The sequence below is a fragment of the Virgibacillus sp. LDC1 genome (assembly GCF_025792345.1).
GTDB lineage: Bacteria > Bacillota > Bacilli > Paenibacillales > Paenibacillaceae > Paenibacillus_AQ > Paenibacillus_AQ lautus.
Window position 1 is genome coordinate 3,952,580 of the sequence record NZ_JAOXLZ010000001.1, and the last position, 24,052, is coordinate 3,976,631.

The 24,052-nt window shown below is 49.5% G+C and carries 27 protein-coding genes; 13 read left to right on the top strand and 14 right to left on the bottom strand.

The features are described from left to right. Positions 1-18 precede the first annotated feature (18 nt). Genes OHJ21_RS17805 through OHJ21_RS17815 form a run of 3 tightly spaced genes read right to left on the bottom strand, consistent with a single transcriptional unit; the run spans position 19 to position 1,621 of the window. A complete protein-coding gene (locus OHJ21_RS17805; protein ID WP_100538892.1) occupies positions 19-591 on the bottom strand; it encodes a DUF4825 domain-containing protein in 573 nt (190 codons plus the stop codon). After that, positions 588-1,268 (bottom strand): permease prefix domain 1-containing protein, encoded by a 681-nt coding sequence (locus OHJ21_RS17810; RefSeq protein WP_100538893.1) that lies wholly within the window; start codon positions 1,266-1,268, stop codon positions 588-590. Before OHJ21_RS17810 ends, OHJ21_RS17805 begins: the two co-directional genes overlap by 4 nt. Further along, positions 1,265-1,621, bottom strand: a complete 357-nt coding sequence (locus OHJ21_RS17815) for a PadR family transcriptional regulator (RefSeq protein WP_100538894.1) — start codon at positions 1,619-1,621, stop codon at positions 1,265-1,267. Before OHJ21_RS17815 ends, OHJ21_RS17810 begins: the two co-directional genes overlap by 4 nt. A 227-nt stretch (positions 1,622-1,848) precedes the next feature. On the opposite strand from OHJ21_RS17815, the gene OHJ21_RS17820 reads away from it, so the two are divergent. From OHJ21_RS17820 to OHJ21_RS17845, 6 genes are all read left to right on the top strand, one after another. After that, a complete protein-coding gene (locus tag OHJ21_RS17820) occupies positions 1,849-2,376 on the top strand; it encodes a DUF2062 domain-containing protein (protein ID WP_100538895.1) in 528 nt (175 codons plus the stop codon). 209 nt (positions 2,377-2,585) lie between these two features. Then, positions 2,586-4,046, top strand: coding sequence for a spore germination protein (locus tag OHJ21_RS17825; RefSeq protein WP_100538896.1), 1,461 nt, complete (start codon positions 2,586-2,588; stop codon positions 4,044-4,046). Further along, entirely contained in the window at positions 4,046-5,221 is a 1,176-nt protein-coding gene (locus tag OHJ21_RS17830; protein WP_100538897.1) for a Ger(x)C family spore germination protein, read from the top strand. The genes OHJ21_RS17825 and OHJ21_RS17830 overlap by 1 nt, the downstream gene beginning before the upstream one ends. 13 nt (positions 5,222-5,234) lie before the next feature. After that, entirely contained in the window at positions 5,235-5,438 is a 204-nt protein-coding gene (locus OHJ21_RS17835) for a hypothetical protein (protein ID WP_486020734.1), read from the top strand. Positions 5,439-5,507: 69 nt separating this feature from the next. Next, positions 5,508-6,623, top strand: coding sequence for a GerAB/ArcD/ProY family transporter (locus OHJ21_RS17840; RefSeq protein WP_100539508.1), 1,116 nt, complete (start codon positions 5,508-5,510; stop codon positions 6,621-6,623). A 278-nt stretch (positions 6,624-6,901) separates the two neighbouring features. Next, complete coding sequence (locus tag OHJ21_RS17845; RefSeq protein WP_223260591.1) at positions 6,902-6,985, top strand: putative holin-like toxin; 84 nt, start codon at positions 6,902-6,904, stop codon at positions 6,983-6,985. A 169-nt stretch (positions 6,986-7,154) separates the two neighbouring features. On the opposite strand, the gene OHJ21_RS17850 is transcribed toward OHJ21_RS17845, so the two are convergent. After that, on the bottom strand, positions 7,155-8,015 hold the full coding sequence (locus OHJ21_RS17850) for a DUF421 domain-containing protein (protein WP_100538899.1): 861 nt from the start codon (positions 8,013-8,015) through the stop codon (positions 7,155-7,157). A 153-nt stretch (positions 8,016-8,168) separates the two neighbouring features. Here OHJ21_RS17850 and OHJ21_RS17855 point away from each other — a divergent pair, with 153 nt between their 5' ends. The 3 genes from OHJ21_RS17855 to OHJ21_RS17865 all read left to right on the top strand — a co-directional run bounded on the left by OHJ21_RS17855 (position 8,169) and on the right by OHJ21_RS17865 (position 10,232). Further along, positions 8,169-8,375 carry a DUF1657 domain-containing protein gene (locus tag OHJ21_RS17855; protein ID WP_053491912.1) on the top strand — a complete coding sequence of 69 codons (207 nt, stop codon included), beginning with the start codon at positions 8,169-8,171 and terminating at the stop codon, positions 8,373-8,375. Positions 8,376-8,535: 160 nt separating this feature from the next. Next, entirely contained in the window at positions 8,536-9,498 is a 963-nt protein-coding gene (locus OHJ21_RS17860; RefSeq protein ID WP_486020737.1) for a sugar kinase, read from the top strand. 65 nt (positions 9,499-9,563) lie between these two features. Beyond that, positions 9,564-10,232 (top strand): bifunctional 2-keto-4-hydroxyglutarate aldolase/2-keto-3-deoxy-6-phosphogluconate aldolase, encoded by a 669-nt coding sequence (locus OHJ21_RS17865; RefSeq protein ID WP_486020739.1) that lies wholly within the window; start codon positions 9,564-9,566, stop codon positions 10,230-10,232. A gap of 94 nt (positions 10,233-10,326) precedes the next feature. Here OHJ21_RS17865 and OHJ21_RS17870 read toward each other — a convergent pair whose 3' ends face one another. The 5 genes from OHJ21_RS17870 to OHJ21_RS17890 form a co-directional block, all read right to left on the bottom strand. After that, complete coding sequence (locus OHJ21_RS17870) at positions 10,327-10,932, bottom strand: YitT family protein (RefSeq protein ID WP_100538902.1); 606 nt, start codon at positions 10,930-10,932, stop codon at positions 10,327-10,329. A gap of 124 nt (positions 10,933-11,056) precedes the next feature. Beyond that, a complete protein-coding gene (locus OHJ21_RS17875; protein WP_326114395.1) occupies positions 11,057-11,908 on the bottom strand; it encodes an MBL fold metallo-hydrolase in 852 nt (283 codons plus the stop codon). A 150-nt stretch (positions 11,909-12,058) separates the two neighbouring features. Beyond that, complete coding sequence (locus OHJ21_RS17880; RefSeq protein WP_326114392.1) at positions 12,059-14,029, bottom strand: PTS fructose transporter subunit IIABC; 1,971 nt, start codon at positions 14,027-14,029, stop codon at positions 12,059-12,061. Between the two features lie 82 nt (positions 14,030-14,111). Continuing rightward, positions 14,112-15,023 (bottom strand): 1-phosphofructokinase, encoded by a 912-nt coding sequence (gene pfkB, locus OHJ21_RS17885; RefSeq protein ID WP_326114693.1) that lies wholly within the window; start codon positions 15,021-15,023, stop codon positions 14,112-14,114. Further along, positions 15,023-15,772: a DeoR/GlpR family DNA-binding transcription regulator gene (locus OHJ21_RS17890; RefSeq protein ID WP_326114390.1), complete on the bottom strand. Its 750-nt coding sequence runs from the start codon at positions 15,770-15,772 to the stop codon at positions 15,023-15,025. The genes pfkB and OHJ21_RS17890 overlap by 1 nt, the downstream gene beginning before the upstream one ends. A gap of 268 nt (positions 15,773-16,040) precedes the next feature. Between OHJ21_RS17890 and OHJ21_RS17895 the strand changes: the two genes are divergently transcribed. Further along, positions 16,041-16,952 (top strand): J domain-containing protein, encoded by a 912-nt coding sequence (locus tag OHJ21_RS17895; protein WP_326114389.1) that lies wholly within the window; start codon positions 16,041-16,043, stop codon positions 16,950-16,952. 84 nt (positions 16,953-17,036) lie between these two features. Here the strand turns inward: OHJ21_RS17895 and OHJ21_RS17900 are convergent, their stop codons facing one another. Continuing rightward, complete coding sequence (locus OHJ21_RS17900) at positions 17,037-17,927, bottom strand: hypothetical protein (protein ID WP_486020743.1); 891 nt, start codon at positions 17,925-17,927, stop codon at positions 17,037-17,039. A gap of 173 nt (positions 17,928-18,100) precedes the next feature. Here OHJ21_RS17900 and OHJ21_RS17905 point away from each other — a divergent pair, with 173 nt between their 5' ends. Together OHJ21_RS17905 and OHJ21_RS17910 are read left to right on the top strand one after the other, a co-directional pair. Then, the gene (locus tag OHJ21_RS17905) at positions 18,101-18,958 is read left to right on the top strand and encodes a DegV family protein (protein ID WP_486020745.1); all 858 of its coding nucleotides are present in this window, start codon (positions 18,101-18,103) and stop codon (positions 18,956-18,958) included. A 240-nt stretch (positions 18,959-19,198) separates the two neighbouring features. After that, positions 19,199-19,702 carry a hypothetical protein gene (locus OHJ21_RS17910; RefSeq protein ID WP_100538909.1) on the top strand — a complete coding sequence of 168 codons (504 nt, stop codon included), beginning with the start codon at positions 19,199-19,201 and terminating at the stop codon, positions 19,700-19,702. A gap of 97 nt (positions 19,703-19,799) precedes the next feature. Here the strand turns inward: OHJ21_RS17910 and glpX are convergent, their stop codons facing one another. The 4 genes from glpX to OHJ21_RS17930 all read right to left on the bottom strand — a co-directional run bounded on the left by glpX (position 19,800) and on the right by OHJ21_RS17930 (position 22,682). Continuing rightward, positions 19,800-20,777, bottom strand: coding sequence for a class II fructose-bisphosphatase (gene glpX / locus OHJ21_RS17915; protein WP_326117134.1), 978 nt, complete (start codon positions 20,775-20,777; stop codon positions 19,800-19,802). Positions 20,778-20,818: 41 nt separating this feature from the next. Continuing rightward, entirely contained in the window at positions 20,819-21,625 is an 807-nt protein-coding gene (locus tag OHJ21_RS17920) for a pyruvate, water dikinase regulatory protein (protein ID WP_100538911.1), read from the bottom strand. A gap of 13 nt (positions 21,626-21,638) precedes the next feature. Then, positions 21,639-22,301 carry a helix-turn-helix transcriptional regulator gene (locus OHJ21_RS17925; RefSeq protein WP_486020747.1) on the bottom strand — a complete coding sequence of 221 codons (663 nt, stop codon included), beginning with the start codon at positions 22,299-22,301 and terminating at the stop codon, positions 21,639-21,641. A gap of 207 nt (positions 22,302-22,508) precedes the next feature. After that, positions 22,509-22,682 carry a GapA-binding peptide SR1P gene (locus OHJ21_RS17930; protein WP_100538913.1) on the bottom strand — a complete coding sequence of 58 codons (174 nt, stop codon included), beginning with the start codon at positions 22,680-22,682 and terminating at the stop codon, positions 22,509-22,511. 332 nt (positions 22,683-23,014) lie between these two features. Between OHJ21_RS17930 and OHJ21_RS17935 the strand changes: the two genes are divergently transcribed. Next, on the top strand, positions 23,015-23,989 hold the full coding sequence (locus tag OHJ21_RS17935; RefSeq protein ID WP_486020749.1) for a cation diffusion facilitator family transporter: 975 nt from the start codon (positions 23,015-23,017) through the stop codon (positions 23,987-23,989). The last annotated feature ends 63 nt before the right edge of the window (positions 23,990-24,052 follow it).

Sequence of the window (24,052 nt, forward strand, 5' to 3'; positions counted from 1 at the left end):
ACTGCACGCTTTTTATCTCTATAGATACTTACGTTCAACCAGGTTCTCTACGTAATCACTAACATACTTCCTATCATCAAGACGGGATTGAACTTCCTTCTCCCATGTCCCGGCATCCCGTAATGAAGCAAGCGTAACCTGGCTGCCATACCACGACTCCACCTCGTCCCGCCGGATGGTGAAGGCTTGGTCTTCAAAGACGAAGATCAGCTTCTGCAAATTATCAATCATGGCAAAATTCGCAGTGGAATTATAAACCAGCAGCTGCTTCAGCTTCTCCTCTTGCAGATCACCAGCCCTGGCCTGGAATCGGAGCTCGGCCGTCAATTCCTCCGGGTACAGCTGAAATGTGCGCCCGATGTCACGCATCGGAAGCGAAGCATTCAAATTGATCAGGTTCCCGGCATTCCCCATATACGGGCTGGCGAAGCCTAACGAATTCCGGATATCATGCGTTAACGGATCATTCTGCGCCGCTTCATATTGAACGGCCTGTTCGTTGGCCCTGGGCTTGATGACTCCCTCTAATGCAGCCATACCCGCTACGCCGACAAGCAGGAGTGCAACGATCAGCCAATTTTTTCTGCTCATGGTTCATTCACCTCAAGTCGAAGGGTTAGTTTACAAGCTTTTTGGACAAGCAGCGGAATGATGACCGACGTCATTGGGATGGCATATCGCATGACGGTCACATAGAACGAATAGGGCCCATCGATCCGCAATTCTCGCCCAAACCATAGATCACTGCCGTATTGAATCACGAAGGTGTACATGGATACAACGACGATAAATATCGACCACAGCCACCATGCCCCTTTGCTCCATTTGGCCAATTTACCTGCGTTGATGACAGCTGTCTGCTTCTCATACCGTTTCAGATGCCGTGACATGGAAAGATACACCGCTCCGGTTAAGACAACGACGCACAGCAGGAGGGTGTTCACCCCTATACCGCTTGGCAAAAATCGGGCCGGGATGGTGACGATCCACGCCAACAAGGAATAAATAAGCGCGCTCTGAACAAGGTCATACCGGAAACGGTAGCTGTAAACTTTTTGATTATCGTCAATGAGGGCCTCGATATCTTCGATGTTATCGATCGCCAGACTGATGGCTGATTGATATTCCATGCCGTTCTCCATATAATCCGTAACCCGCGCCTCCAAATTGCTGAGAACCTCATTCTTCAGCTCTACCACTTCCTTGGTTTTGCGTTGATTCGCAAATAGACGGTCCACAAAGATCTCTAAGTCATGCCTGTTGGTCATTGATCTGTCAGCTCCTTTCCGTTCCCGATCAGAACATCGATAATCTCGCGCGCAGCCTTCCATTCCTCCTGATTTTGCAGCAAGCGTCCCTGTCCCTCCTGGCTGAGGTTGTAATATTTGCGCCTTCCGCCCTGGGTTTCTTCTCCCCAATAGGAACGGATGAATCCCTGCTTCTCCAACCTTCTCAGACTGGAATATAATGTAGGCTCCTTCAACTCAAATCGATTCCCGCTTCGTAGCGAAATTTCTTTAATGATCTGATAGCCGTAATTATCCCCGTCCGATAACACGCGCAGAATAAAGGTATCAATATTGCCACGTATCAAATCACTGTTATGTAAGGATTCAATCAAATACCCGGACCTCCCTAACGGAATGGAATGGGTATAATATAACGCATATTACTATGCATGTCAAAGTAATACTCCACACATATATTGATCCTTCATCGATTGACGGTTTACAAGCACTACTATATAATTCTTGAAAGTTCTTCCTATTATAAATAGAATCCCCTACATATGATTTGGGGTTCCAATCCCTTCATTATTGTATTTAGTACGTGCAGGAGGAGACGGTTTTGCTTCATAAATACATTCGACGACTGAAATACTATATTCTCCGGACTCTCCGCATGCAAAATAGCGATCATCGAATTGCGCTCGGTTTTGCCGTAGGCTTCTTCCCTTGCTGGTATCCAACCTTTGGCATTGATCTGCTGCTGGCTCCGCTGTTGTCTCGCTTGGTTCGCGCGAACATCCCCTCCGCCTTCCTTGCAGCTTCGGCAGGCTCCGTATTGTGGCCGATCCTGTTCTATTTAAACTATAGAATCGGGGTATTTGTGCATCTGTTCACCACATTTCCCCAAACCTTTGAAATCGAAGATGCCCTCTCGGTGCCTGTGCCTGAGACGGATTATCGAATTGAGACGAGCCATTTTGGCAGATTAGGCGATATGGGCGTCAACTTTCTTGTCGGTGCCCTCATCAACAGCATCCTGTCTACATTGATACTCTATATTTTGCTGCGCATCATGCTCTCCGTTTACCGTAGACCCTTGCTTCATAAAATCAAAAAATCCATTCGAAGAGGAAAATCAAAGTCTTAATTAAAGCTCACATGGAAAAGCGCCTGGAACCCCCTTCCTAGGCGCTTTTTTTATTTTTCAGAAGCAAGTTGCATTGTCCCTGCCTTAATCTCAACTCCTCTTCTGCCCTAGCCGGTTCCTCTGGAAAATTCGGTATAAATTGCTAAAAACACGGCATTCTAAAGAGGATGAGCCTTTACTACTACCGGCAAAAGGAGGGGAAAACGAAAGTGAAAACGAAGGCGCAGCACGTACTGCTTGACCCTGTTAAAGAGCGGCTTGCGAATTGCGAGGATGTCATCTATCAATCCTTACGTATCCATGGATCGACGTGCACCACCATCTACATTGAATCCATTGTGGATATCAGCACCCTGCACGAACATATCGTTAAACCCCTGATTAAGGAAGCCGCGTTGATTCAGCATAATTTTAACGACTTTATTGACCGTATGGATCGTGGAGATGTCCTGTCGGTTCCATTTCATCGATCTTCCTCGGCGGAGTATATTGCCAATATGATTGTCGAAGGCACAGCGGTAGTGGTTGTGGAGCAGTTGGCAGAGGCTTATTTATTTGACATCGCGTTGTATCAGAAACGGGCGGTTTCGGAATCTCAGAATGAGCTCGTGGTGAACGGGCCGCAAGAAGCTTTTATCGAAGACATTGGCACGAATTTATCGCTGCTCCGGCACAAAATCAAGCATACGGACCTCAAAACCGTACGTTATCAGATCGGCCAATATTCCAAGACCGCCGTATATATGGTGTATGTCGACGGTTTATGCAAACCCGAAGTTGTCGCTCAAGTGGACCGGCGGCTGAATAGCATATCCATTGATGGCACCTTCGGGATCAGCACCTTGTCTGAGCAAATGAAGGAAGGCGTGAAATCCCCGTTTCCGCAGTTTCAATACACAGAGCGACCGGATTCCGTTGCCGCTTCTCTGCTTGAAGGCAGGGTCGGCATTATGCAGGATGGAACGCCGTCGGCACTAATCGTGCCTGTCACTCTATTTTCCCTGCTGCAGTCGTCCGAGGATTATTATCACAGCTTCTTCTCCTCCAGCTGGATCCGGATTGTCCGGTTCGTGTTCGCCATTATTTCATTACTGATGCCTTCACTATATGTGGCGATCACGACATTTCAGCCATCCATCATACCCACCGATCTGCTGATCACCATTGCGGCATCGCGTGAGAATATCCCGTTCTCCGCTTTAGCGGAGGCACTGATCATGGAACTAACCTTTGAAGCGCTGCGGGAAGCCGGAACCCGCATCCCGAAGCCCGTCGGGCAGACGATATCCATTATCGGCGCCATCGTCATTGGACAGGCCGCAGTGGAAGCGGGCGTCGTATCCAACCCGATGGTCATTGTGGTCTCGATAACCGGAATCGCTTCTTATATCATTCCGCACTTCGAGCTTGGGCTTGCGTTCCGCTTGCTGCGTTTCCCCATACTCATTCTCGGAGGGACACTCGGCCTTATCGGCGTGTTTGCCGCTGCCTTCCTTGTGTATGGCCACATGGCTTCCCTGAAGTCGTTTAATACGCCTTATCTGCAGCCGGTTGCGCCGCTTGTGATATCCGAATGGAAGGATACCTTTTTGCGGGCACCATCCATGCTGATGAAGAACCGGCCTAAAACCTATGCGTCTTCCAACAATTTAAGGAGAAGAAAGCCATAATGCCTCTACTCAAATGGTTTAACTTGTTCAAATTGGTGCTTCCCCTGACTCTGTTAACGGGTTGCGGTTTCACGATGACCAAGGTTGAAATCAATGAGCAAACCTTTGTATTTGCCATGTATGTGAATAAGGGTCAGCAAAAAGACACCGTAGAAGTTACGATCAGTGCCCCCCTTCCAAATCGGCTTACATCTGGAAGCCAAGCAGGCGGCCAAGGTGGTGGTGACCCGTATGCCATGGTAACCAAGACCTCCAGTACCGTGCAGGATGCCCTGCACCTGATTCAACGGGATCTTTCCAGACGTTTTGACTTCAGTCACACCAAGGTCGTAATCGTGGGCAAAAGCTTCGCGGAGGCGGGATTAGAGGAGCTTACGGACTGGCTTCAGCGAGAACCGACAACCAACCTGAATATTTATTTAATGGTTGCACCCGGAGACGCTAAAAAAGTCGCGGAGCTGACGCCGGTCTTTGAGCAGATGCCCTCGGAGGTGCTCACCCGCTTTGCAGACCAGCACAACATGATCGTGACGAACCTGAAGGACTGCCTCTATGCCGAATCGGCCAATCAAGGCTATGCTTTGAACTATTTGTCAGCAGGCTTGAAGCCGATGGTGGCCGACCAAGAGAAACTGGAACCCTGGGCAGGGATTCAGGGCACGGCGCTTTTCCGTCATCATAAACTCGTTGCCACACTCCCGATGAAGGAGTCGCTTGCCGTCAGTTGGGGAGTAAACGAGGTGAAAGGTCCTATGTATACTGTTCATTGGAGTGATGGCGAGAAAGCAAGCGTGTTTGTCATCACATCCAGATCCAATAAGTCCGTACGCATGGTTTCGGGTCATCCGGTGTTCACAGTAAAGCTAAGCGGAACGGGCGATGTCATATACAAACCAAAGCAAAGGAAGCTTGATACCCTGCAGGTGAAAGAGCTCATCGAGCGTGAGCTCAATGATCAAATCGCCGGTCATTTAAGAAAAGCTCTTCATACATCGCAGCGAGTAGGAGCAGACATCCTGCAGCTTGGCATGCTGGTGGATTGGAACTATCCGGATCATTGGCAAAAGGTTCGTGCCGACTGGCCCGATTATTACAAAAACGAAGTGGAGATCCAAGTTGTTACCGACATCAAGATTCGAAACTTCGGATCCGTACTCAAAATGAATCCGAAATAAGGAGGTTTTGCTTATGCTCGCTCTTCTGTTCCTCGTGTACTCCTTGGTGGAATGGTATATCGCGAAGAAAAAGGCAAAAGCACCTCGTGAAAAATGGACGGTTCTCCTGCTGATCCTTGCGTTTACCGTCTGGAATTTATTCGCCTTGCTTTCTAACGAGCGGCTGACCCCCAACCATCTGATTATGCTGCTGTTCGGTTGGCTTGATAACCTATAACAACAACATCTATCGGCTTACTTTCACAGAGGACTATAATCTATGACGGAAAGGATGTACGAACCCAACATGCGCAATACTCCCTGGCAGCTGTTCCGTTTCGGATTTGTCTACCTTAACGCCATACCTACTGGATTTCTGATCAGTCCCCTATTGTGGAACTCTGCTTACTTAGGATGGGCTGCGATTCTGGGCGGCTATGTGATGAGTTTAATCTTCCTGTGGTTTACGGTAAAGCTCGCGCTGTGGGATTCTCAGAAACCTTGGATCGATTTCGGCAGTAAACTTGTCAGCAAATGGATTCATATCCCGGTCGTCGCTTTGGTTTTCTTCTGGTCGATCAATTACATAGGAATGGATATCGAAAGCTTCACCTTATTCTTCGACACCAATTACATGCGTGAGTCTCCTCAATGGTTCGTGCTCCTGATCGTGGGGTTGGTCGTTATGATTACCGCCAGATGGGGCATGGAAACGATGATTTATATTTCAGACGGGCTCTTTCTCGTCATTGTCATTGCGATCGTGTGCATGAACATGTTTTTCTTCAAGGAAGCCCATTTTGATATGATGATTGCGATGGTCAGGCATCACAATTATGAATCGGCCATTAAGGATGCCCTGTTCTGTTTTTCATTCTTCGCGGAATGGATCGTCTTCCTCTTTCTCGCTCCCTATATCCAATTTAACCGGAAATCATTTCGAAACCTCGCCGCCGCCGGGATGCTGGTGACGATAGGCATATTGCTCCAATGGGCTTCTGCTTTACTGAATTTCGGCCCTTATTTAGGGCGGGAGATGCAATATCCACTTGTTGAATTAATGCGCTCAGCCAGTGGGTTCCTCGGCAACTCCGATCCGCTTATCATTGGCTTATGGAGCAGTTCGATGTTTTTCCATAGCGCCTTTCTCATCCACGTAAGTGTAAGATGTCTTGCCAAGTTGCTTCACCTGAAGCAAATGGATGGGCCGCTGATCGCCATTATTGGGGGAACCGCTATCGTGATAGCATATCAGTATTCGCAAAATCCGATCCTTTTTCTCCAGGACTTCAATTCTTTCGGGATGGCGATGTTCTTTATTCTTATGGAGTTCATCCCCATTTTATATTGGATGGTCTCCCTGTTCCGCAAACGCAAACCCAAGGGTCAACAAAAACCTAAAGCGAATCATAAACCCGCTTGAATCTGAAACTGTATCGATATCTAAATGAAAAATGAAATAAGAGAGCAGCATTTGCCGCTCTCTTAGTTTCTGGGTCCATCACCTTTTATACTGATTATAGCCTTCTCCTTCGCAAGGAAAGTATGATAAGCCTCTGAAGTTTATACTATCTTATCTCGTCAAAAAATCAACATTTTATGTAAGCGCTTCCTACAAAAAGGTTCTTTTATTGTAAGCAATTGGCATATTATATAGTACAGTAGACCAGCTGGCAAGGGTGGCAGCAGGAGGTGATAGGCATGGGCGTGAATGAAGCTTTGGCTTTAATGATATCGTTCGCCACTCTGGTCGTTTCGATCCTTGCCTTCCATAATAAGAAATAGACCCGTCCCTTGTACAGATGAATCTATTTCTTACGTCTGGTTGCAAGCAAATATCCACCTTGCAGGTGATGATCTGCTGTGCGAGGAGTCGGCGGCAACCGGCTCCTTTTGTAATACACAAAAATATCCTATTCTGATTTTCGCCGAATTATGACTCGGCGGTGGTGAATTAAGTATTCAGGATTGGCTTTACCTCGGCTATAATGTTCTCGATCTGTTTGGAGCTTTCCTCATACATTTTCTTGGCCTTTTTACTCTTCGTACTGAGACTGAATAACTCCAAATCCGCCTGACATTTCTTTAAATTCGCATAGAGCAGTTTTCGCTCCTCATTTTGTGGAGCCTGGATCTGATCATCATACAGATCGACGGTTAGTTGTCCATAAGTGTCGACCTGGGCAAGATATACATCCTTGATCTTTGCGCCCTGCTTGTCCAGTTCTTCTACCAGCCATCCCTGATTGAAGCCCATAACGCGCAGCGGTTCATCCAGGACTTTACCATCCATGACCACAACCTGTGCAACTTTTTCCGGCGCTACCTGGATACCAAGATCTTTAGGAGTTAAAGGCAGATTCTCACGCGTCTGCAGCACATTAATCTCTCCGCTTGACTCCATGATGGCAAATTCCACGTCAGCGACCTGAAACACGTCTTTTTTCCGCAGCTGCTCCATTAACTCATCGGCAGACAGTCTTTCTTTCTTTAAATTGTCTTCTAATATCTTGCCATCTTTAATGAGCACGGTCGCCTTAAAATCGATAAAGTCCCTGACCTTCTTGTTCTTGATTTGCAGGAATTCAATAATTAATGAGCAGGCTACCCACACGCCTAGCGCTACTAATCCCAAATACCAGTTCGCATCAAGATCCAAGGAGATATAGGCCGCCAAGCTGCCGATCGTAATCCCCGTTAAATATTCAAAAAAAGATAGCTGCGAAACCTGCCGCTTGCCCAGCAGTTTTGTCATCAGAAACAACACGACCACAGCACATAAGGTTCTAAGTACAATTTCCAACCATTGGGCCACAATAAAACCTCCTCATTTGACTTGATAATCACTCTATAGATTATTGTCAAATATCCCTATAGAAATCACACCATTATTTCCCAGTCAATGCTTCATGCATGTTCTTCTGCAAAATGCGTACATTATTACGCATGAAAGGAGTGATAAAAACCAATGACCGTAGCATCCGACGTCAAAACATGTCTCTCATCCTTAAAAAGCGCTCAAGCCAGTCTTGAGCAATTTGCACTGTCCACGCAAGATCAAAATGCCAAAGATTTGTTCACGGCTGCAGCACAACAAACACAACAAGTCGTGGACCAAGTGGCCCAGCGGGTTCAGCAGCTTGAACAGGAAGAGCCTCAGTATAAAGGTTTCTAACCATTTGTTTTTTGTTTGCTCCATAAACATGTAAGGCCCATGCATACCTCCTATCCCTCTTGATAGGAGGTTGTTTATCTTGTGTTATTTATTATTGAGTTATCCTCCCCATCAGGGTAAAGTGTTAGTAACGGAGACTGAATATAAGGGGGTAGATTCTATGAAGAATGGTAAGCGTCCTATCGATGTCATCACGTTCGGTGAATCGATGGGATTACTATATCCGGAAGGCACACGGGGCATAGGACAAGGAGGAAGCATGGCACAATCCTTCGGTGGTGCCGAAAGCAATCTTGCTATCGGGCTCTCCAGACTTAGCTGCAGCAGCGGATGGTTCGGTCAACTCGGCAACGATCCGATCGGAACCGGTATTTTGAAAACGCTTCGAGGAGAAGGTGTCGACATTTCCGCCGCCAGACAAACGGATGCTGCACCGACCGGTCTTATGCTGCGACAGAACGTTCGCGGTCAATCCTCCGTCTATTACTACCGCAAAGGCTCTGCTGCCAGTCAAATGACCCCGGACCATGTAGACTCCGAATACATAGCCAATGCCCGTATCCTTCATTTTACAGGCATCACCGCAGCTTTAAGCAGCAGCTGCCTGGAGACGATACGGCATGTCATTTCCGTATGCAAAGCACATGGCGTCCTGATCAGCTTTGACCCAAACCTCAGGCTCAAGCTATGGAATATCGAAGAGGCTCGTCCTGTATTGCTGGAGCTTGCGGAAGCCTGTGATTATTTTCTTCCAGGTTATGATGAATGCAAGCTGCTGTTCGAAACAGAGGACGAGCAGGTGATCCTGGATCGTCTGCGACAGCTTCCCGCCATGTCCATTATCAAAAGTTTCAATGGGAGCAATGTCATTGTCCACAAGAACCACACCTATTCCCTTCCTTTTGAGCAGGTGGATCAAGTGGTGGATACCGTGGGCGCAGGCGACGGCTTCTGTGCCGGTTTCCTCGCTGGCATCGCCAAAGGCTGGACACCCGAAGAGGCTCTCTCATTGGGCGGCTTAACCGGATCACTGGTGATCCAAGCGCCTGGTGATTGGGAAGCACTTCCGACCTGGGAAGAGGTACAACAGCGGCGCGGGAACGCTGCTCATATCGAACGTTAACTCCTGTTCTTTAAACGAGTCATCTTTTCTTTCGAATCCATTCATAGACGAGAAGGAGTGTAAACATGAAAAAACTAAGACTGATCGAACAAATTCATCATGCAGGCGTCGTCGCTGTCCTTCGCGGGGATTCCCCCGAAGAGGTTGTCAAGATTGCCAAACATGCGATTGAAGGCGGTATCAAGGTTATCGAAGTAACCATGACTGTACCGTTCGCTACCGAAGCCATTACAACGCTGGCCAAAATGTATTCCTCCAACGATCCGCAAGCGGATAACTATGCCATTATCGGCGCAGGCACGGTTCTGGATGCTGAAACAGCCAGAATCACCATTCTTGCCGGTGCCGAGTTTGTGGTCTCGCCCGGCTTCGACCGCGATACCATTTTGCTCAGCAATCGTTACCGCATCCCGGTTATGCCGGGTGCCGTAACCGTTCATGATATCGTCGCCGCTCTTGAGCTTGGCGTCGATGTCATTAAGCTCTTCCCGGGGAATTTGTACTCTCCATCCGTCATTCCATCCCTGAAGGGCCCCCTCCCGCAGGCCAACATCATGCCAACCGGGGGCGTGAATCTGGATAATCTGCATGAATGGATCAAGGCCGGCGCATTTGCGGTCGGGATCGGATCGGACCTAACCAAGGACGCACTGAAGAGCGGTGACTTCAATCTGATTACAGAAAAGGCACGCGCTTATATTAACGCCTTTAAGGAAGCCCAGGCGCAAAGATAAAAAATATGTACTGTTATGATATATGATTTTCTCTAACTATTTTTTTGAAAACAGACAAGCCTATCAAGAGTCAACTCTTGATAGGCTTGTCTGTTTATTTAATCCTTCTCTTTTTGAACCAACGCTTTTGAGTGAACATCCCCGTCGTAAACCCGCCTGCTACGATCGTCAGAACAGAATACATGAAGGTGCTTCCCGATAGCAGGATGCCTCCGAACCCGATGATAACCGCATCCATCAGCAAAATAATGACGCCTACATTTAATGGCAAATATTTAGCCAGGAAATGCGCCAAGAGGTCCGTTCCGCCCGTGCTTGCATTGTTTCTTAGCATAAATCCAAGTCCGGCTCCGATCAATGCCCCGCCCAGGGGCGCGCTAAGGATGACATTCGGGGAAAAAAATCGCAAAAAAACCTGCTGCAGCGGTGAAAGCAAATCGATGATAAATGAGGATATCAGCATGCCTGACAGACTATTGTAAAAGATTTCGCGATTTAATATCCAGGCTGCGATAAACATGGGAATGCTGCACAAAATGATGACGAATCCGATATGTAGATCAAATACATAGTTAGCAATCAGAGCAATGCCGATAACTCCACCATCCAAAACTTTATGCGGGACAAGAAAAAAATTGGTCCCCATCGCGATCAGAAAACTGCCGATCACGATAATGACATGTTTTCGAAATGACACCATTTCCCACATCTCCATTTATAAGGGCATGTCTCATTTATATGCTTGTCATTTCGAAAAATTGCGGACTTGCTGTCCCGCATTTGAAAAAAAATTCCACCATGATCGATTTGGACGCCTTTCGCTTTTAATCTTTTACATAAATCAAACGCTCGGTCCGTGCCATCACCTTGGTCTTCATATAGGGATAATTCTCATAACAATAATCCACGAAATACCCCGGCTTCTCTCCATTCCAAGGGAAAATATCATAGTGCATCGGAATCGTCAGATCGAATCTCGATGCTGCGGCAAGCTCTGCAGCCTCCCGGAAGCCCATATTTCCAACGATCCCGTCTTTCCGGCGGAAGGCATCTCCCCCGTTGATCGGCACCATCCCGATATCAATCGAATGCCCCTGTAACCTTTCTACCAAACCAGGATATACGACGGTATCCCCCGCATGGTAGATCAACACGCCCTGGATATCCACCAAATATCCGACAAACCGGTGTCCAAACTGTTCATGCTCATCCAAGGTTTCATGGGCAGCCGGAATCGCCATCAGTCGGAAGCCCTCAAACTGCTGCCATTGATCGCACACTGCCGCGAACAAACGCTCCGGCGTAACACCAGCCTCTCTCATCGCTTCATGGCAGCAAGCCGGTGCAACAAAGACGGTCTCCGGATTCTGCTTGGCTATGACCGCAATCGTTCCCAGATCCATATGATCGTCATGCTCATGGGTGATCAGCACCATGCTCGCATTCGTGATTTGCTCCGGCTTCAGCGGTGCAGGAAATGCGCGCTGGAATCCCGCTTTGCGTTCCAGATCATCCGACATATAAGGGTCGATGTAGATGACAACCTCCCCACCCTTAAGGACAACGCTCTCCTGTCCCAGAAACCATACCGCCGCCATCCCTTCGGCTGTGGACGTGCGGTTGATTTCTTCGATAAGCTGCCCGGGACCTCGACCCTTGCTGTTCTGTTCCATCATCTCTACTATCTCTCCTTTCATTTTCTATCACGACTAGATTATAACATGCGGTCATCTATAGAAATGACCCAACCGACAATGAAAAAAAAACGAGTCGGAAGTCAGCAAAAATGCTTACCCCAAACTCGCTATGTCTTGTCTTACATGAATCTATTTGCGCTCAAGCGGCTTCTTCCATAGTCCTAGCAGCATGCCTGATATCACCGAACCAATGAGAACGGCCAGCAAGAACAAAAGCGCATGATTGGCCAGAGCGGCAACAAAGATTCCCCCATGGGGAGCAGGCACGTTGATGCTCCACAGCTGCGTCAACCCGCCGGCAACCGCAGAGCCCAGGATACAGGAAGTTAGTACGCGCAGCGGGTCGGCTGCGGCAAACGGGATCGCGCCCTCCGTGATGAAGGAAAGACCCATCACGTAGTTGGTCACGCCCGATTTGCGCTCCTGCTCCGTGAATTTGTGTTTGAAAAACGTTGTTGCCAGCGCAATGGCGAGCGGAGGAACCATCCCGCCGGCCATGACCGCAGCCATCATGGCCCCGTTCGTGTTGCCGCTGGATGTAAAGACGCCGATCGCGAATGCATAAGCCGCTTTATTGAAGGGACCGCCCATGTCAATCGACATCATCCCGCCCAGAATAAGACCGAGAATCACCGCGTTGCCGGTACCCAGATTGTTCAGAATATCAATCAGACCGAGATTGATCCAGCTGAAGAACGGATCGAACAAGTAGAACATGATTGTCCCCGTGACAAGAAGGCCGACAACCGGATACAGCAGAATCGGCTTTAAGCCGTCAAGCGCTCTTGGCAGGCCGGCAAACACTTTGCGCAGCAGGATCACCACATAACCCGCCAAGAAACCTGCGGCAAGCCCGCCAAGGAATCCCGAATTTGAATTGAGGGCCATCAGGCCTCCGACCATGCCGGGCATCAATGCCGGGCGATCGCCTATGCTCAGCGCAATGAATCCCGCCAGAACCGGAATCAGGAAGTGGAAGGCGCCGTCTCCCCCGCCTATCGTCTGCAGCAGCTGGAAGAGGGGATGGTTTTCACCTGCAAGCTGCTCGATCAGGAAGGAGATGGCCAGAAGAATACCGCCTCCTACGACGAATGGCAGCATATGTGAAATACCATTCATCAGATCCTTGTACACTTTCGTGCCTATGCTGCCCTTCTCCGCGCCTTTCGCCTGCGGCTCACCGCCGCCTTCGCTGCGGTAGATCGGCGCATCACCGCTCATCGCCTTACGGATCAGCTCCTCTGATTTGCGGATACCGTCGCTGACAGGTCGCTGGAGCACAGGCTTTCCGTTAAAGCGGGCCATCTCCACGTTTTTGTCAGCGGCAATGATGACGCCTGCAGCCCTGCGGATTTCCTCTTCCGTTAACACGTTTTGCGCACCTTCCGAGCCATTGGTCTCCACCCGGATTTCGACGCCCATCTCCTGAGCTTTCTTCTTCAGGGCGTCTTCAGCCATAAATGTGTGGGCAATGCCGGTCGGGCAAGCCGTGACGGCAACCACAAATGCAGTCGAAGTTCCTGCAGAAGCATTCCGTTGGTCAGATTCGGGAGCGCCGACGGACTCCTGACGGTTGTTCTCGGCTTCCTTTTGTGCAGCTTCCTTTTTTTTAGCCGCTTCCCTCTCAGCTTTGGCGGCTTCTTCTACCGCCTGCTTGGAATCGAATAAAGCCGTTACCTCCTCGGGCGTCTTCGCATCCATCAATTGGGCGATGAATTCTGTATCGATCAACAGCCGCGATAACGCTGCAAGGGTACGAAGATGCGTATTTCCCGCTCCCTCCGGGGCAGCGATCATGAAAAACACATACGCCGCCTCTCCGTCCAGCGCTTCGAAATCCACGCCCCCACTGCTCTTGGCAAACACGACGGTCGGTTCATTAACCGCTTTCGTCTTCGCGTGCGGCATCGCGATGCCGCCCCCGATCCCCGTACTGGATTCGGCTTCACGCTTCAGAATCATTTCTTTGAACAAGACCGGATCGTTGATCCGCCCGCTTGCAGCCAGGCTTGCGATCAGTTCATCAATAGCTGTCTCCTTCGTGACCGCCTTCAGGTCCATGATCATCGTTTCCTGTATCATTAAATCCGTGATTTTCATGCTGGTTCACACTCCCTTGATATCATCGTGATGACAACCACGCCATAGCCGCACCATAACGCGTGATTCGATGTAAAGCGACTTACCACTCCGTGATTTTAACCTGCGGAAGAAGTCGCTCAATCGTCTCCCGCACAGCCAAATCGTCCGAGAACGCCGTCGCGCTTCCCGAGGCGACCCCTGTCCGGAATGCCTCGATCGGGTCCTTGCCCATCGCAAGTGTACCGACGAATCCGGCAATCATCGAATCGCCGGCCCCGACGGAATTACGGACTGTACCTGACGGTACGCTCGCGTGATATACCCGATCGGTCGTGATGAACAGCGCCCCTTCGCCGGCCATGGAGATAAGGACATGCTGTGCTCCTTGCTCGAGCAGCTTTCGGCCGTACTCCACAAGCTTCTCGCTTGAGTCGATCACGACTCCGAATAATTCGGCCAGTTCGTGATGATTCGGCTTAACGAGGAGCGGCTTCCAGGCTAAAGCCTTCATCAGCGCCTCTCCGGTGGTGTCCATCACGAATTCGGCGCCGCTCTTCCGGCACGCTTCGATAAGACGGCCATAGAAGTCAGGTCCCAGCGAAGGCGGAACGCTGCCGGACAACACAACGATATCCCCTGCTTGAAGCTGCGACAGTCTATGAAGCAGCTCTTTCGTTTCTTCGTCGCTGATGATAGGACCCAGGCCGTTAATCTCGGTCTCTTCGCCATGCTTAAGTTTGACGTTGATGCGGGTATCGTCCGCGATATTTACGAAATCGGTGCAGATTCCTTCCTTGCCCAGCATCTCGTCTATATAACGACCGGTGAATCCGCCAAGGAAACCGATGGCCGTATTATCAGCTCCCAGCTGGTTCAGCACCCGCGATACATTAATTCCTTTACCGCCCGGAAACTTCATGTCCCGGGTCATTCTGTTCAAACCGCCAAGCTCGATATGCTCAACTTCCACGATGTAATCGATGGAAGGATTCAGTGTAACTGTATATATCATCATGATCCCTCAATTATTTTGGTTTTCTGTGAAATGGCCTTCTTCCATGATTCCGGCAAGGGCTCTGTAATCAGCGTCGCTTCGTTCAGATCCAACAATTTGGCGAAGGAAACCTCACCTATTTTGCTTGAATCCGCAAGGACATAACTGGAGGCGGACAGCTGGTGGGCGCGCCGCTTAATCAAGGCTTCTTCCGGATCGGGCGTGGTGTAACCCATCTCTACATCCACACCGTTCGTGCCCAGAAAGCAACGGTCAAAGCGGAAGTTGTCCATATTTTGCAGCGCGATGCTGCCGATGACGGCTTTGGTATGAATTTTCATCATGCCGCCCAGTAGATAACTTTTGATTCGCTTGCTGACCAGCGCTTCGATATGGGATAAACCGTTCGTAACAACCGTGACATCCTTCGCGTCGATGAACGGTATCATCGCCAGTGTGGTCGTTCCCGCATCGAGGTAAATGCTTTCTCCATCTTCCACCTGTGCTGCCGCTAAACGGGCAACGACCTTTTTCTGTTGAATGTTTTTGAACGTTTTTTCCTCAATTCCAGGTTCCTGTATCTTAGGGCTCGGCAGAGCCGCTCCGCCATGAATGCGCTTTAATAATTGACGTTCTTCAAGGTCGATCAAATCACGCCTAACTGTTGATTCCGAAGCTTCAAGGAGTTCAACCAATTCCTGCAGCTTCACGACGCCGCGTTCTTGCAAGCGCTCTAAAATGATTCGGTATCTTTCTTCCGTCAGCATAATCGAATCCCCCCTCAAAGCTTATACTACCATAATCATTCCAAAAAACAATCTAAAACTTTCAAAATCATTCATAATCATTCAGGAAAGCTATGAATCATTTACCATATCGCATCATTTTCATTCGGCATTTTTTGCTTGTTCATGACAGTTTACCCATTATCAAGCCGGCAAGTGTCGAAACATCACATAAACGTTTGTAACCTGCCACCTCTACACTATATACTGGTAAATAGGAAACTCTCACAGTATAGAAGAGGTGACATGAATGGACCAATTGAAAGAAGCCTATGAGCGAATGGGTCTGCCGGAGGATGCAACCAAGGAACAGCTCGACGACCGGTATACGCTGCTCATGCGCCAAACCCGCTCACATCAAAGGCGGGAGCCGGACCGGGCGGAGGAGATCGAAGCCGAGTTTGCCGAAATCACCAAAGCCTATAAATTCATCCTTGAAGAAGAGAACCGTAAAGCTTTGGAAGAGATGAATCAGAAACGGTACGGCAAATATAAAAGGTTTGCCGGGACAGCGGAGAAAACCGATCATTTCTTCCGTTATTATAAATTTCATGTGCTCGGCGGAATTGCTCTAGTCGGCGTACTCATTTATATCGTGATCAGCATTTTCAACCATCAGGCCGAGAAAGAACGGTTGGCCAATCTGCCCCCGGTTGATCTGGAAGTCATGTTCCTCGGATCTTATATGAATCAGGATGGAGGACAGGACCTCAAGCCGATCGAAGACGCGATTCTGGCGCAATTCCCCGATTGGAAACGCGTAACCGTTAACATTAACTATGTACCGCCTCTGGATTCCAACAATCCGCAGGATGCAGCCATGCTGCAAAAGGCACTGCTTGTCCTGTCAACCGAGCGACCGGACCTGTACATTATGGATCAGACCGCCTTTGATTGGATTGGCAATCAAGGGATGGTACGTCCGCTCGAAGCGGACGTTGAAGGCGAGCTGAAGGAACTGCTCACACCGGAGATGCTGGTCAAGGGAAAAAATGAGGAAGACGGTTCGGAGCATGTGTATGCCGTGGATATTATGGGCAGCCCGCTTGGCGAAGAACTGCCTGTCCTTAAGAAAGAAATGTTTGCGGGCATTCGTGAAGGCACGGAACGGGACGCAAATGCATTGCGCTTTATTAAGCAATATTTGGAGACGTCCAAGTAATGAATGCGCCCATCCGATATGAATAACAAAACAGCCTCGCTGCTTAGCCATATGGCCAAACAGCGGAGGCTGTTTTGTTATGCCTTATTGATTAACGATCGAGCTCAAGGATGTAAAGGCATGCGTGGCAAACCCCTCGGAAGGTTCACGGTGAGGGTTATTTACGCGGAAAATATAGCCCTGTCCGTCAATCTCATCCACAATGTACATCTTGGTCAGGTTCTCGCCTTCGCCTATCATATACACGGACGCATCCTCCATGCCCTTATGCTTCTCATGGTCGTCAGCTTCACGAACTTTACCTGTCTCGGCAAGCTCTTTCTCCGCTTCCAGCTTGAGTTCATCCCCGTTATAATCCGAAGGCAGCTTCGTAATCTCGACATAATAATCTTGATCCACATTCATGGTCAGCTTGTTGGTCTTTGCATCAAAGGAAAAGATATCAAAAATATAGAGCGCGTAGCCGTCACCCTGGGCCAGTTTAGCTGTTTTGGTCTCTTTCATGCCCTCCAGCTCAAGTTCAAAATCTTTGGTTGCAGGCAGCTGCGCGTTCTCTGGACCCGTGCCCCCGCCTCCCTCTTCCACCGTCAGCTTGGTGAGGATCAGCTGTTTCAATTCTTCTTCGCCCTCAATGGGCTGCTCCCAATACTCATACGAGACGGACTCATCTCCCTGAAGCTTGGATATGACTTGGTCCATACCTTCGCCCAGCCGGAACGCGGTAGGGCCATCTGCTGTTTCAATTTCAACGGAATTGTTATCGATTTGACCTACATAGGTACCGGTTCCCTGCTTGATCTCGACCTTCGGCTCTTCGACGGGTTCAGCCGGTTCCTTGACATCATCCTCTACCGGATTCGGATCAACTGGCGGCTGAGAAGTCGGGTCTTCGCCGCCGCATGCCGTAATTGCCATGAGCAGCATAGCTGCGGCAGCTGCTGCGATGATTTTGCTCAAATGCTTTCGCTTTGCCATAAAACCACCTCCATTATAATTAACGGGAAACCTATGGAATATGTTGCACAATCACCGCCTTTTTGGAGTATGCTCACAGCACTCGCCCCAAAACGACAAGAGCATTCCCTTTTCTCATCAAACAAGGTATTCTAGTAGTACAAGATTCAATTAGTTGATAAAGGGAGATGTTCATGTCTGGTAAAATTAGAATTTTTGCTGACAGTACTTGCGACTTACCACCTTCATGGATAGAAGAATATCATATCGGCATCGTTCCGCTCTACGTCGTATTCGGAGAACAATCCTTTCGCGACGGAGTCGACATTACGCCGGAACAGCTATACGCCAAAGTCGATCAGATCGGCAGCCTTCCCAAAACAGCGGCACCTTCTCCGTCCGACTTTATTGCAGCCTTCACGCCTTCTATTGAGCAAGGCGAGGATATCCTGTTCCTCAGCATTTCGTCAGAGCTTTCTTCCACATACCAAAATGCGTTGATAGCCGCAGGTGAGCTGCCCGAGGGCCGGGTTACCGTGTTTGATTCACGCAATCTTTCCTCCGGTATCGGACTGCTTGTTATGAAGGCTGTTCACGCGGCCAATGAAGGTTCGTCCATACCGCAAATTGTGGAGCTATTAAGCCGTACCGTAAATGAAGTGGAATGCGAATTCGTTGTTGATACGCTGGATTACTTGTATAAAGGCGGACGCTGTTCCGGCACGCAAAACATCATTGGCAGCCTGCTGAAAATCCGTCCGGTTATCAAAGTCGTGGACGGCGGTATGATCCCCGCTTACAAGGTACGCGGCAAAAAAGAGAAGGCGCTGGAGCAAATGATCCAGAATGCGCTGACTCAAGTGGATAAGATGGACAATGATTTGATCGTGGTTGTACATACCATGGCCGAAGAGGAAGCCCGCTTCTTGCAGAAGGAGCTGCAGGAGAAAACAGGCGCACGGCAGGTTAGCATTTCTACGGCGGGCTGCGTCATTTGCAGCCACTGCGGTCCTCAAACCGTCGGACTCATGTATACCAAGAAGCCTTCATAATATCCTTCTTTCGAAAAAGACAGTCCTGCCATGTAACGTTCTGCCGCAGGACTGTTTTTCTGTACTCAAGGCTGCCCACCGGGCGCTTAGGACCTTATTACACGGGCTGACTATTGGCTAAACATGTCATCCTAGACTAAAGTCTAGGTGAAACATTCCCCGAAGGACCGAGGACATCCCCATCCATTGCATGGTATTCTTGGATTAATCAATCTACAAAAGGAAAGGAACGAAGTTTGTATGACGAAACGTACAATCTTGGCACCGCTGCTCATCCTGCTCGGCGCATACTTGCTCTTAAACCAAGGCGGATCGGTAGGCGCCGGTTCCATCTTCGCCACATTCTGGCCTACCTTGTTCGTGATCCCGTTAGGCCTGTTTTTTCACTGGATGTACTTCTCGCTGGTTGGACGACAGGGCATCGGACTGTTGATACCGGGCGGCATTCTGCTCACAGCCGGTATTGTCAGCCAAATCGCTTCCTTGTTCGACTCATGGGGTTCAATGTGGCCCGGCTTTATCCTGGCCGTTGCGGCAGGGCTGTTCGAGTTTTACTGGTTCGGATCGCGTAACAAGTGGCTGCTCATCCCGATTAACATTCTGACCGTATTGTCGCTGCTGTTCTTCGTGGTATTCTCTATCGGACCCGTGCTGAATTACCTGTCCGTCGTGCAGCCTGTTATTGCCGTAGTGCTTGTGCTTGGCGGAGCTTGGCTGATGCTCGGACGGAAGAGACACGGTTAAGCATCCGCTGCGCCAAACCGTTAACAACGCATAAAGGCACGCCGAAGGTTAGTTAACCTTTGGCGTGCCTTTATGTTATAGATGCCCTGCATATGCATTAAGAAGATGCAGCGGCAGCTAACGTTTCACTGCTTTGAAACAGATGATGAACGCTGCGGATATAACGGACGGTTCGAGTGCCGGAGTACATCATGACGGAATGCGTTTCGGCCCGCTGACCCGGCATATACTTCACGCCACGCAGGAAATCGCCAGCCGTCACGCCGGTTGCCACGAATAATACGCCTTCGCGGCCTACCATATCCTCCATGGTCAGCAGCTGCTCGGGATGCTCCAACCCCATATCCTGGCATCTGATAAAATCCTCCGGTGTTTCCGGTATAAGCCGTCCCTGGATTTCTCCGCCCAGACATTTCAAAGCGGCGGCGGCGAGAACGCCTTCCGGAGCTCCTCCAGAGCCCACATAGAGATCGACCTCACTGTCCGTGCAGGTCTCGATCGCACCCATGACATCCCCGTGGCTGAGCAGTTTGATCCTTACCCCGGACTCTCGCAAAGCCTTAATCATCGCGCTGTGTCGCTCACGATCGAGAATGGATACCGTCATCTCCGACAGCGGTTTTGATAAGATCTCCGATGCTTTTCGAAGGGTTACTTCAATCGGATCATTCAAACTCAGCTTGCCCGCAAGCTCGGGTCCAACCGCGAGCTTATGCATGTAGATATCGGGCGCATGCAGAAGGGTGCCTCGGGGAGCTGCGGCAATCACGGACAACGCGTTGTTCAGCCCGCTGGCCACCGTTTCCGTTCCTTCAAGCGGATCCACCGCCACGTCCATCTTCGGACCTTTGCGGTTCCCAACGCGCTCTCCAATATAGAGCATGGGAGCTTCATCCATCTCGCCTTCCCCTATGACAACGACCCCATCCATCGCTGCGGAATCAAAATGCTTGCGCATGGCAACCGTCGCGGCTTCATCAGCACTGTTCTTGTCACCTCTTCCTGTCCACCGGGCGGATTGCAGTGCCGCTTCCTCCGTTACTCTTACAAGCTCCAATGCTAATGAACTCTCCATGAATGAATCCCTCCTTCTGCTTTTTTCCTTACCGGTGCAGCTTATTTCAGATAATTCATGATCAGTCCTGCGGATTCCTCAATCGCCTTATCCGTGACATCAATGACCGGACATCCGAGCTCCGCATACAGCGACAGGGCGTAATCCAACTCCTCCTGTATCCGCTCAAGGGCTGCATACTGCACCTGATGCGGCAGTCCCATGACCTTTAAGCGCTCGCTGCGGATTTTGAGAAGATGCTCCGGCTCGATCGTAAGTCCGATAATTGTGCCGTTCGTGACTTCTCTGAGCTGCGACGGCGGAGACATCTCCGGCACGATCGGAAAATTGACCGTTTTGTAGCCTTTATGAGCGAGAAACATCGATAGCGGAGTCTTGGAAATTCGGGATACGCCCAGCAAGATGATGTCCGCCTTCAAAATGGCGCTAACGTCCTTGCCATCGTCATATTGGACAGCGAATTCCATCGCGTCGACTCTCCGGAAATAGCTGTCGTCTAAGCGATGCAGCAGTCCCGGCAGTCGTTTGGGATAGTCGTTGAACGTATCGGCAAATGCCTGCATCATCGGCCCCATAATATCCACCGTACGAATGTTGAGCCGCACAGCTTCCTCCCGCATGACCTCGCGAAGCTCCGGCTGCACAAGCGTGTAGGCCACAAAGCCTCCGCGCCGCGCCACCTCCTCCATCAATTCGGTCAATTCATCCTCGTCGCGAACGTTCATATAACGTTTAATCTCTGTATTCGGAAGCTCGAACTGGCGTAATGTAGCTTGCACAACCGCTTCAGCCGTCTCCCCAATGGAGTCCGAACAGATTGCTATGAAATGAGTTAATGCCTGATTCATCCGATTCCTCCCATTATTCCTCGGCTACCATGTCGAGCAGCATTTTGATAATATTCGTTTTTGTAATCCGACCCACAACCTTCCAGTGTTCCCCCGGCTTCCCCGTGGTGGATGGAACAACAACCGGCAGGCTATCGATTTGATGATTGATGATTTTTCGTGCGGCATCCAGTACCGTATCTTCCGGCTGCACCGTTGTCACGTTAGCCCGTCGGGTCATGATCAGGCTTACCGGCATGGAGGATGCCATCGGGTTGCCAAGCGTTACCTTTAGCAGATCCTTGCGGGACACAATCCCGGCCAGATGGCCGTCGGCATCGGTAACGATCAGATTCCCCACGTTCTCCAGAAACAAGGATACAACGGCTTCATGGATCGTCGTGGTCTCACGCACAATAACCGGAACACCGTGCAGATCGCCAACCTTCATTTTGAGAAGGCGAAACTTCTCCTCCCGGTCGCGCGTACCCCGCTTTCCCAGAAAGTACCCCACCTTGGGCTTGGCATCAATATAATCCAGAACCACCAGTTTGGATAAATCGGTACGAAGGGTGGCTCGGCTGACATTCAGCATCTCCGCAATCTGATCTCCTGTAATGGGTGCATGTTTTTTTACGATATCGACGATATCCTGCTGCCTTGTCGTCAGTTCGATAGTGATCCCTCCTGCGTGCATTTCCTCTACTTGCCGATATAATACGTCATATATAATATATATGCAACATATTTTCGTTCAAAAATGCATAATTAGGTATCAATCATTTTTTTAACCCCTATCAGAAAAGGTTATAAATCCACATAATTCCACTAAAAAAGCATGCTTCAGGAGGTTTCCTCCCGATAAGCATGCTTTGTTTACATTCGGTCTAATCATCACCATCGTTTAATCTTGAGGGTCTGTGCCTTTGCATTCCCCTTTTCCGCAATATCCATAAATGATCTTCACTCCGTCGGTTGGAATCGTATCCACCATTTCATCACATCTGGAGCATATAATCAGGCCCCATTCCTCGTTCGCCTTGCCTTTCGCTGCCTCCGGACTTGTTAACGCTTTCATAACATTTCCTCCTCATGTTTTTTCACTTTGCTGCAAGGCAGTTTACGCTTTGTTATCAAGGGGGTAACTCGATTCTCCACATCATGCCAAAGACCGCTAACCAACCGTTTCGTTTCCCACATCCCTTTATTTTCCACTATATTCTTAATGTATTGGGTAAGAAATGAAGATATGAGTAAATCATGATTAATGTAACAAAAAACATGTTAAGTAATATGTATGTCATCATGTTTCCTGTGAAGATAAGGGATGGGGATACCCTTAATTTGGCATGATATGATAATATATACTTCAGATTTATAGAAATCGACATTATAGACGGAGGGTTTGGATTGAAGAACACATGGCAGCTCATTAAGAAAGGAAATACCTCATCCGCCATTGCGGCACTGGGCAACACGGGATTGGCCATAATCAAGGGGATTGCGGCGTCTGTCAGCGGCAGCGGTACGATGTTTGCATCCGCCATGCACTCGGTGGCCGATGCGGTAAACCAGGGGTTTGTATTCGTAGGCAGCGTGCTGGCCGAGCGAAAGCCGACCAAGAAGTTCCCCACCGGATTCGGCAGGGTCATTAATCTGGTCTGCATGGTCGCGGTGATCGTGGTTACCATCATGGCCTACGAAACGATACTGAAAGGCTTCAAGCTGTTAAAACATCCGGAAGAAGCCACGAATTTCTGGCTTAATTTCATTGTGCTGGCCATTGCCGTTATCATTGATGGCTCCATTCTGATGAAAGCCATGAAAGAGATAATGAAGGAAACCCGCGTTCAAGCATCCGGCCTTGCCCTGCTGCCAGCGGCTTTCAAAAATGCCGGCCGCGCCGCCCCGCCTACACGGCTTGTGTTCTATGAAGACATCGTTGCTACGCTGGGCGCCCTCTTTGCTCTGGTTGCCATTATATTCGCACATTTCTTCAACTTCCTCATCCTGGATGGAATCGCCACGATCCTCATCGGCTGTCTGATGGTAGGCGTCGCCTTTAAGGTTGGATATGACAATATGGTCGGCTTAATCGGAGTCGCCGCTCCGAATGAAGTGGAAGAGAAGATGTCCCAGATCATTCTCGGCGATCCGGATGTCCGCGATATCAATCGTCTTCGCATCCTGCAGGAAGGCCGGAACTATCATGTGGAGGCCTACATTGAGCTGAAGAAAGGGATGAGCCTGGCCGAGGCCGGCCATTCCAAAATGAGAATCAACGCCCTGCTGACCCAGGATCCAAACATCTCGGATGTGACCTTGGGCATCCTGGAGGACGATGGAATCAAGCTTTGGAATCCGAGCGAGAATCTGGATAACTAAACGGGAAAGAGGCATACCTCCGAGTCCGATGGACCTTAAGGTACGCCTCTTTTTTCATACGAC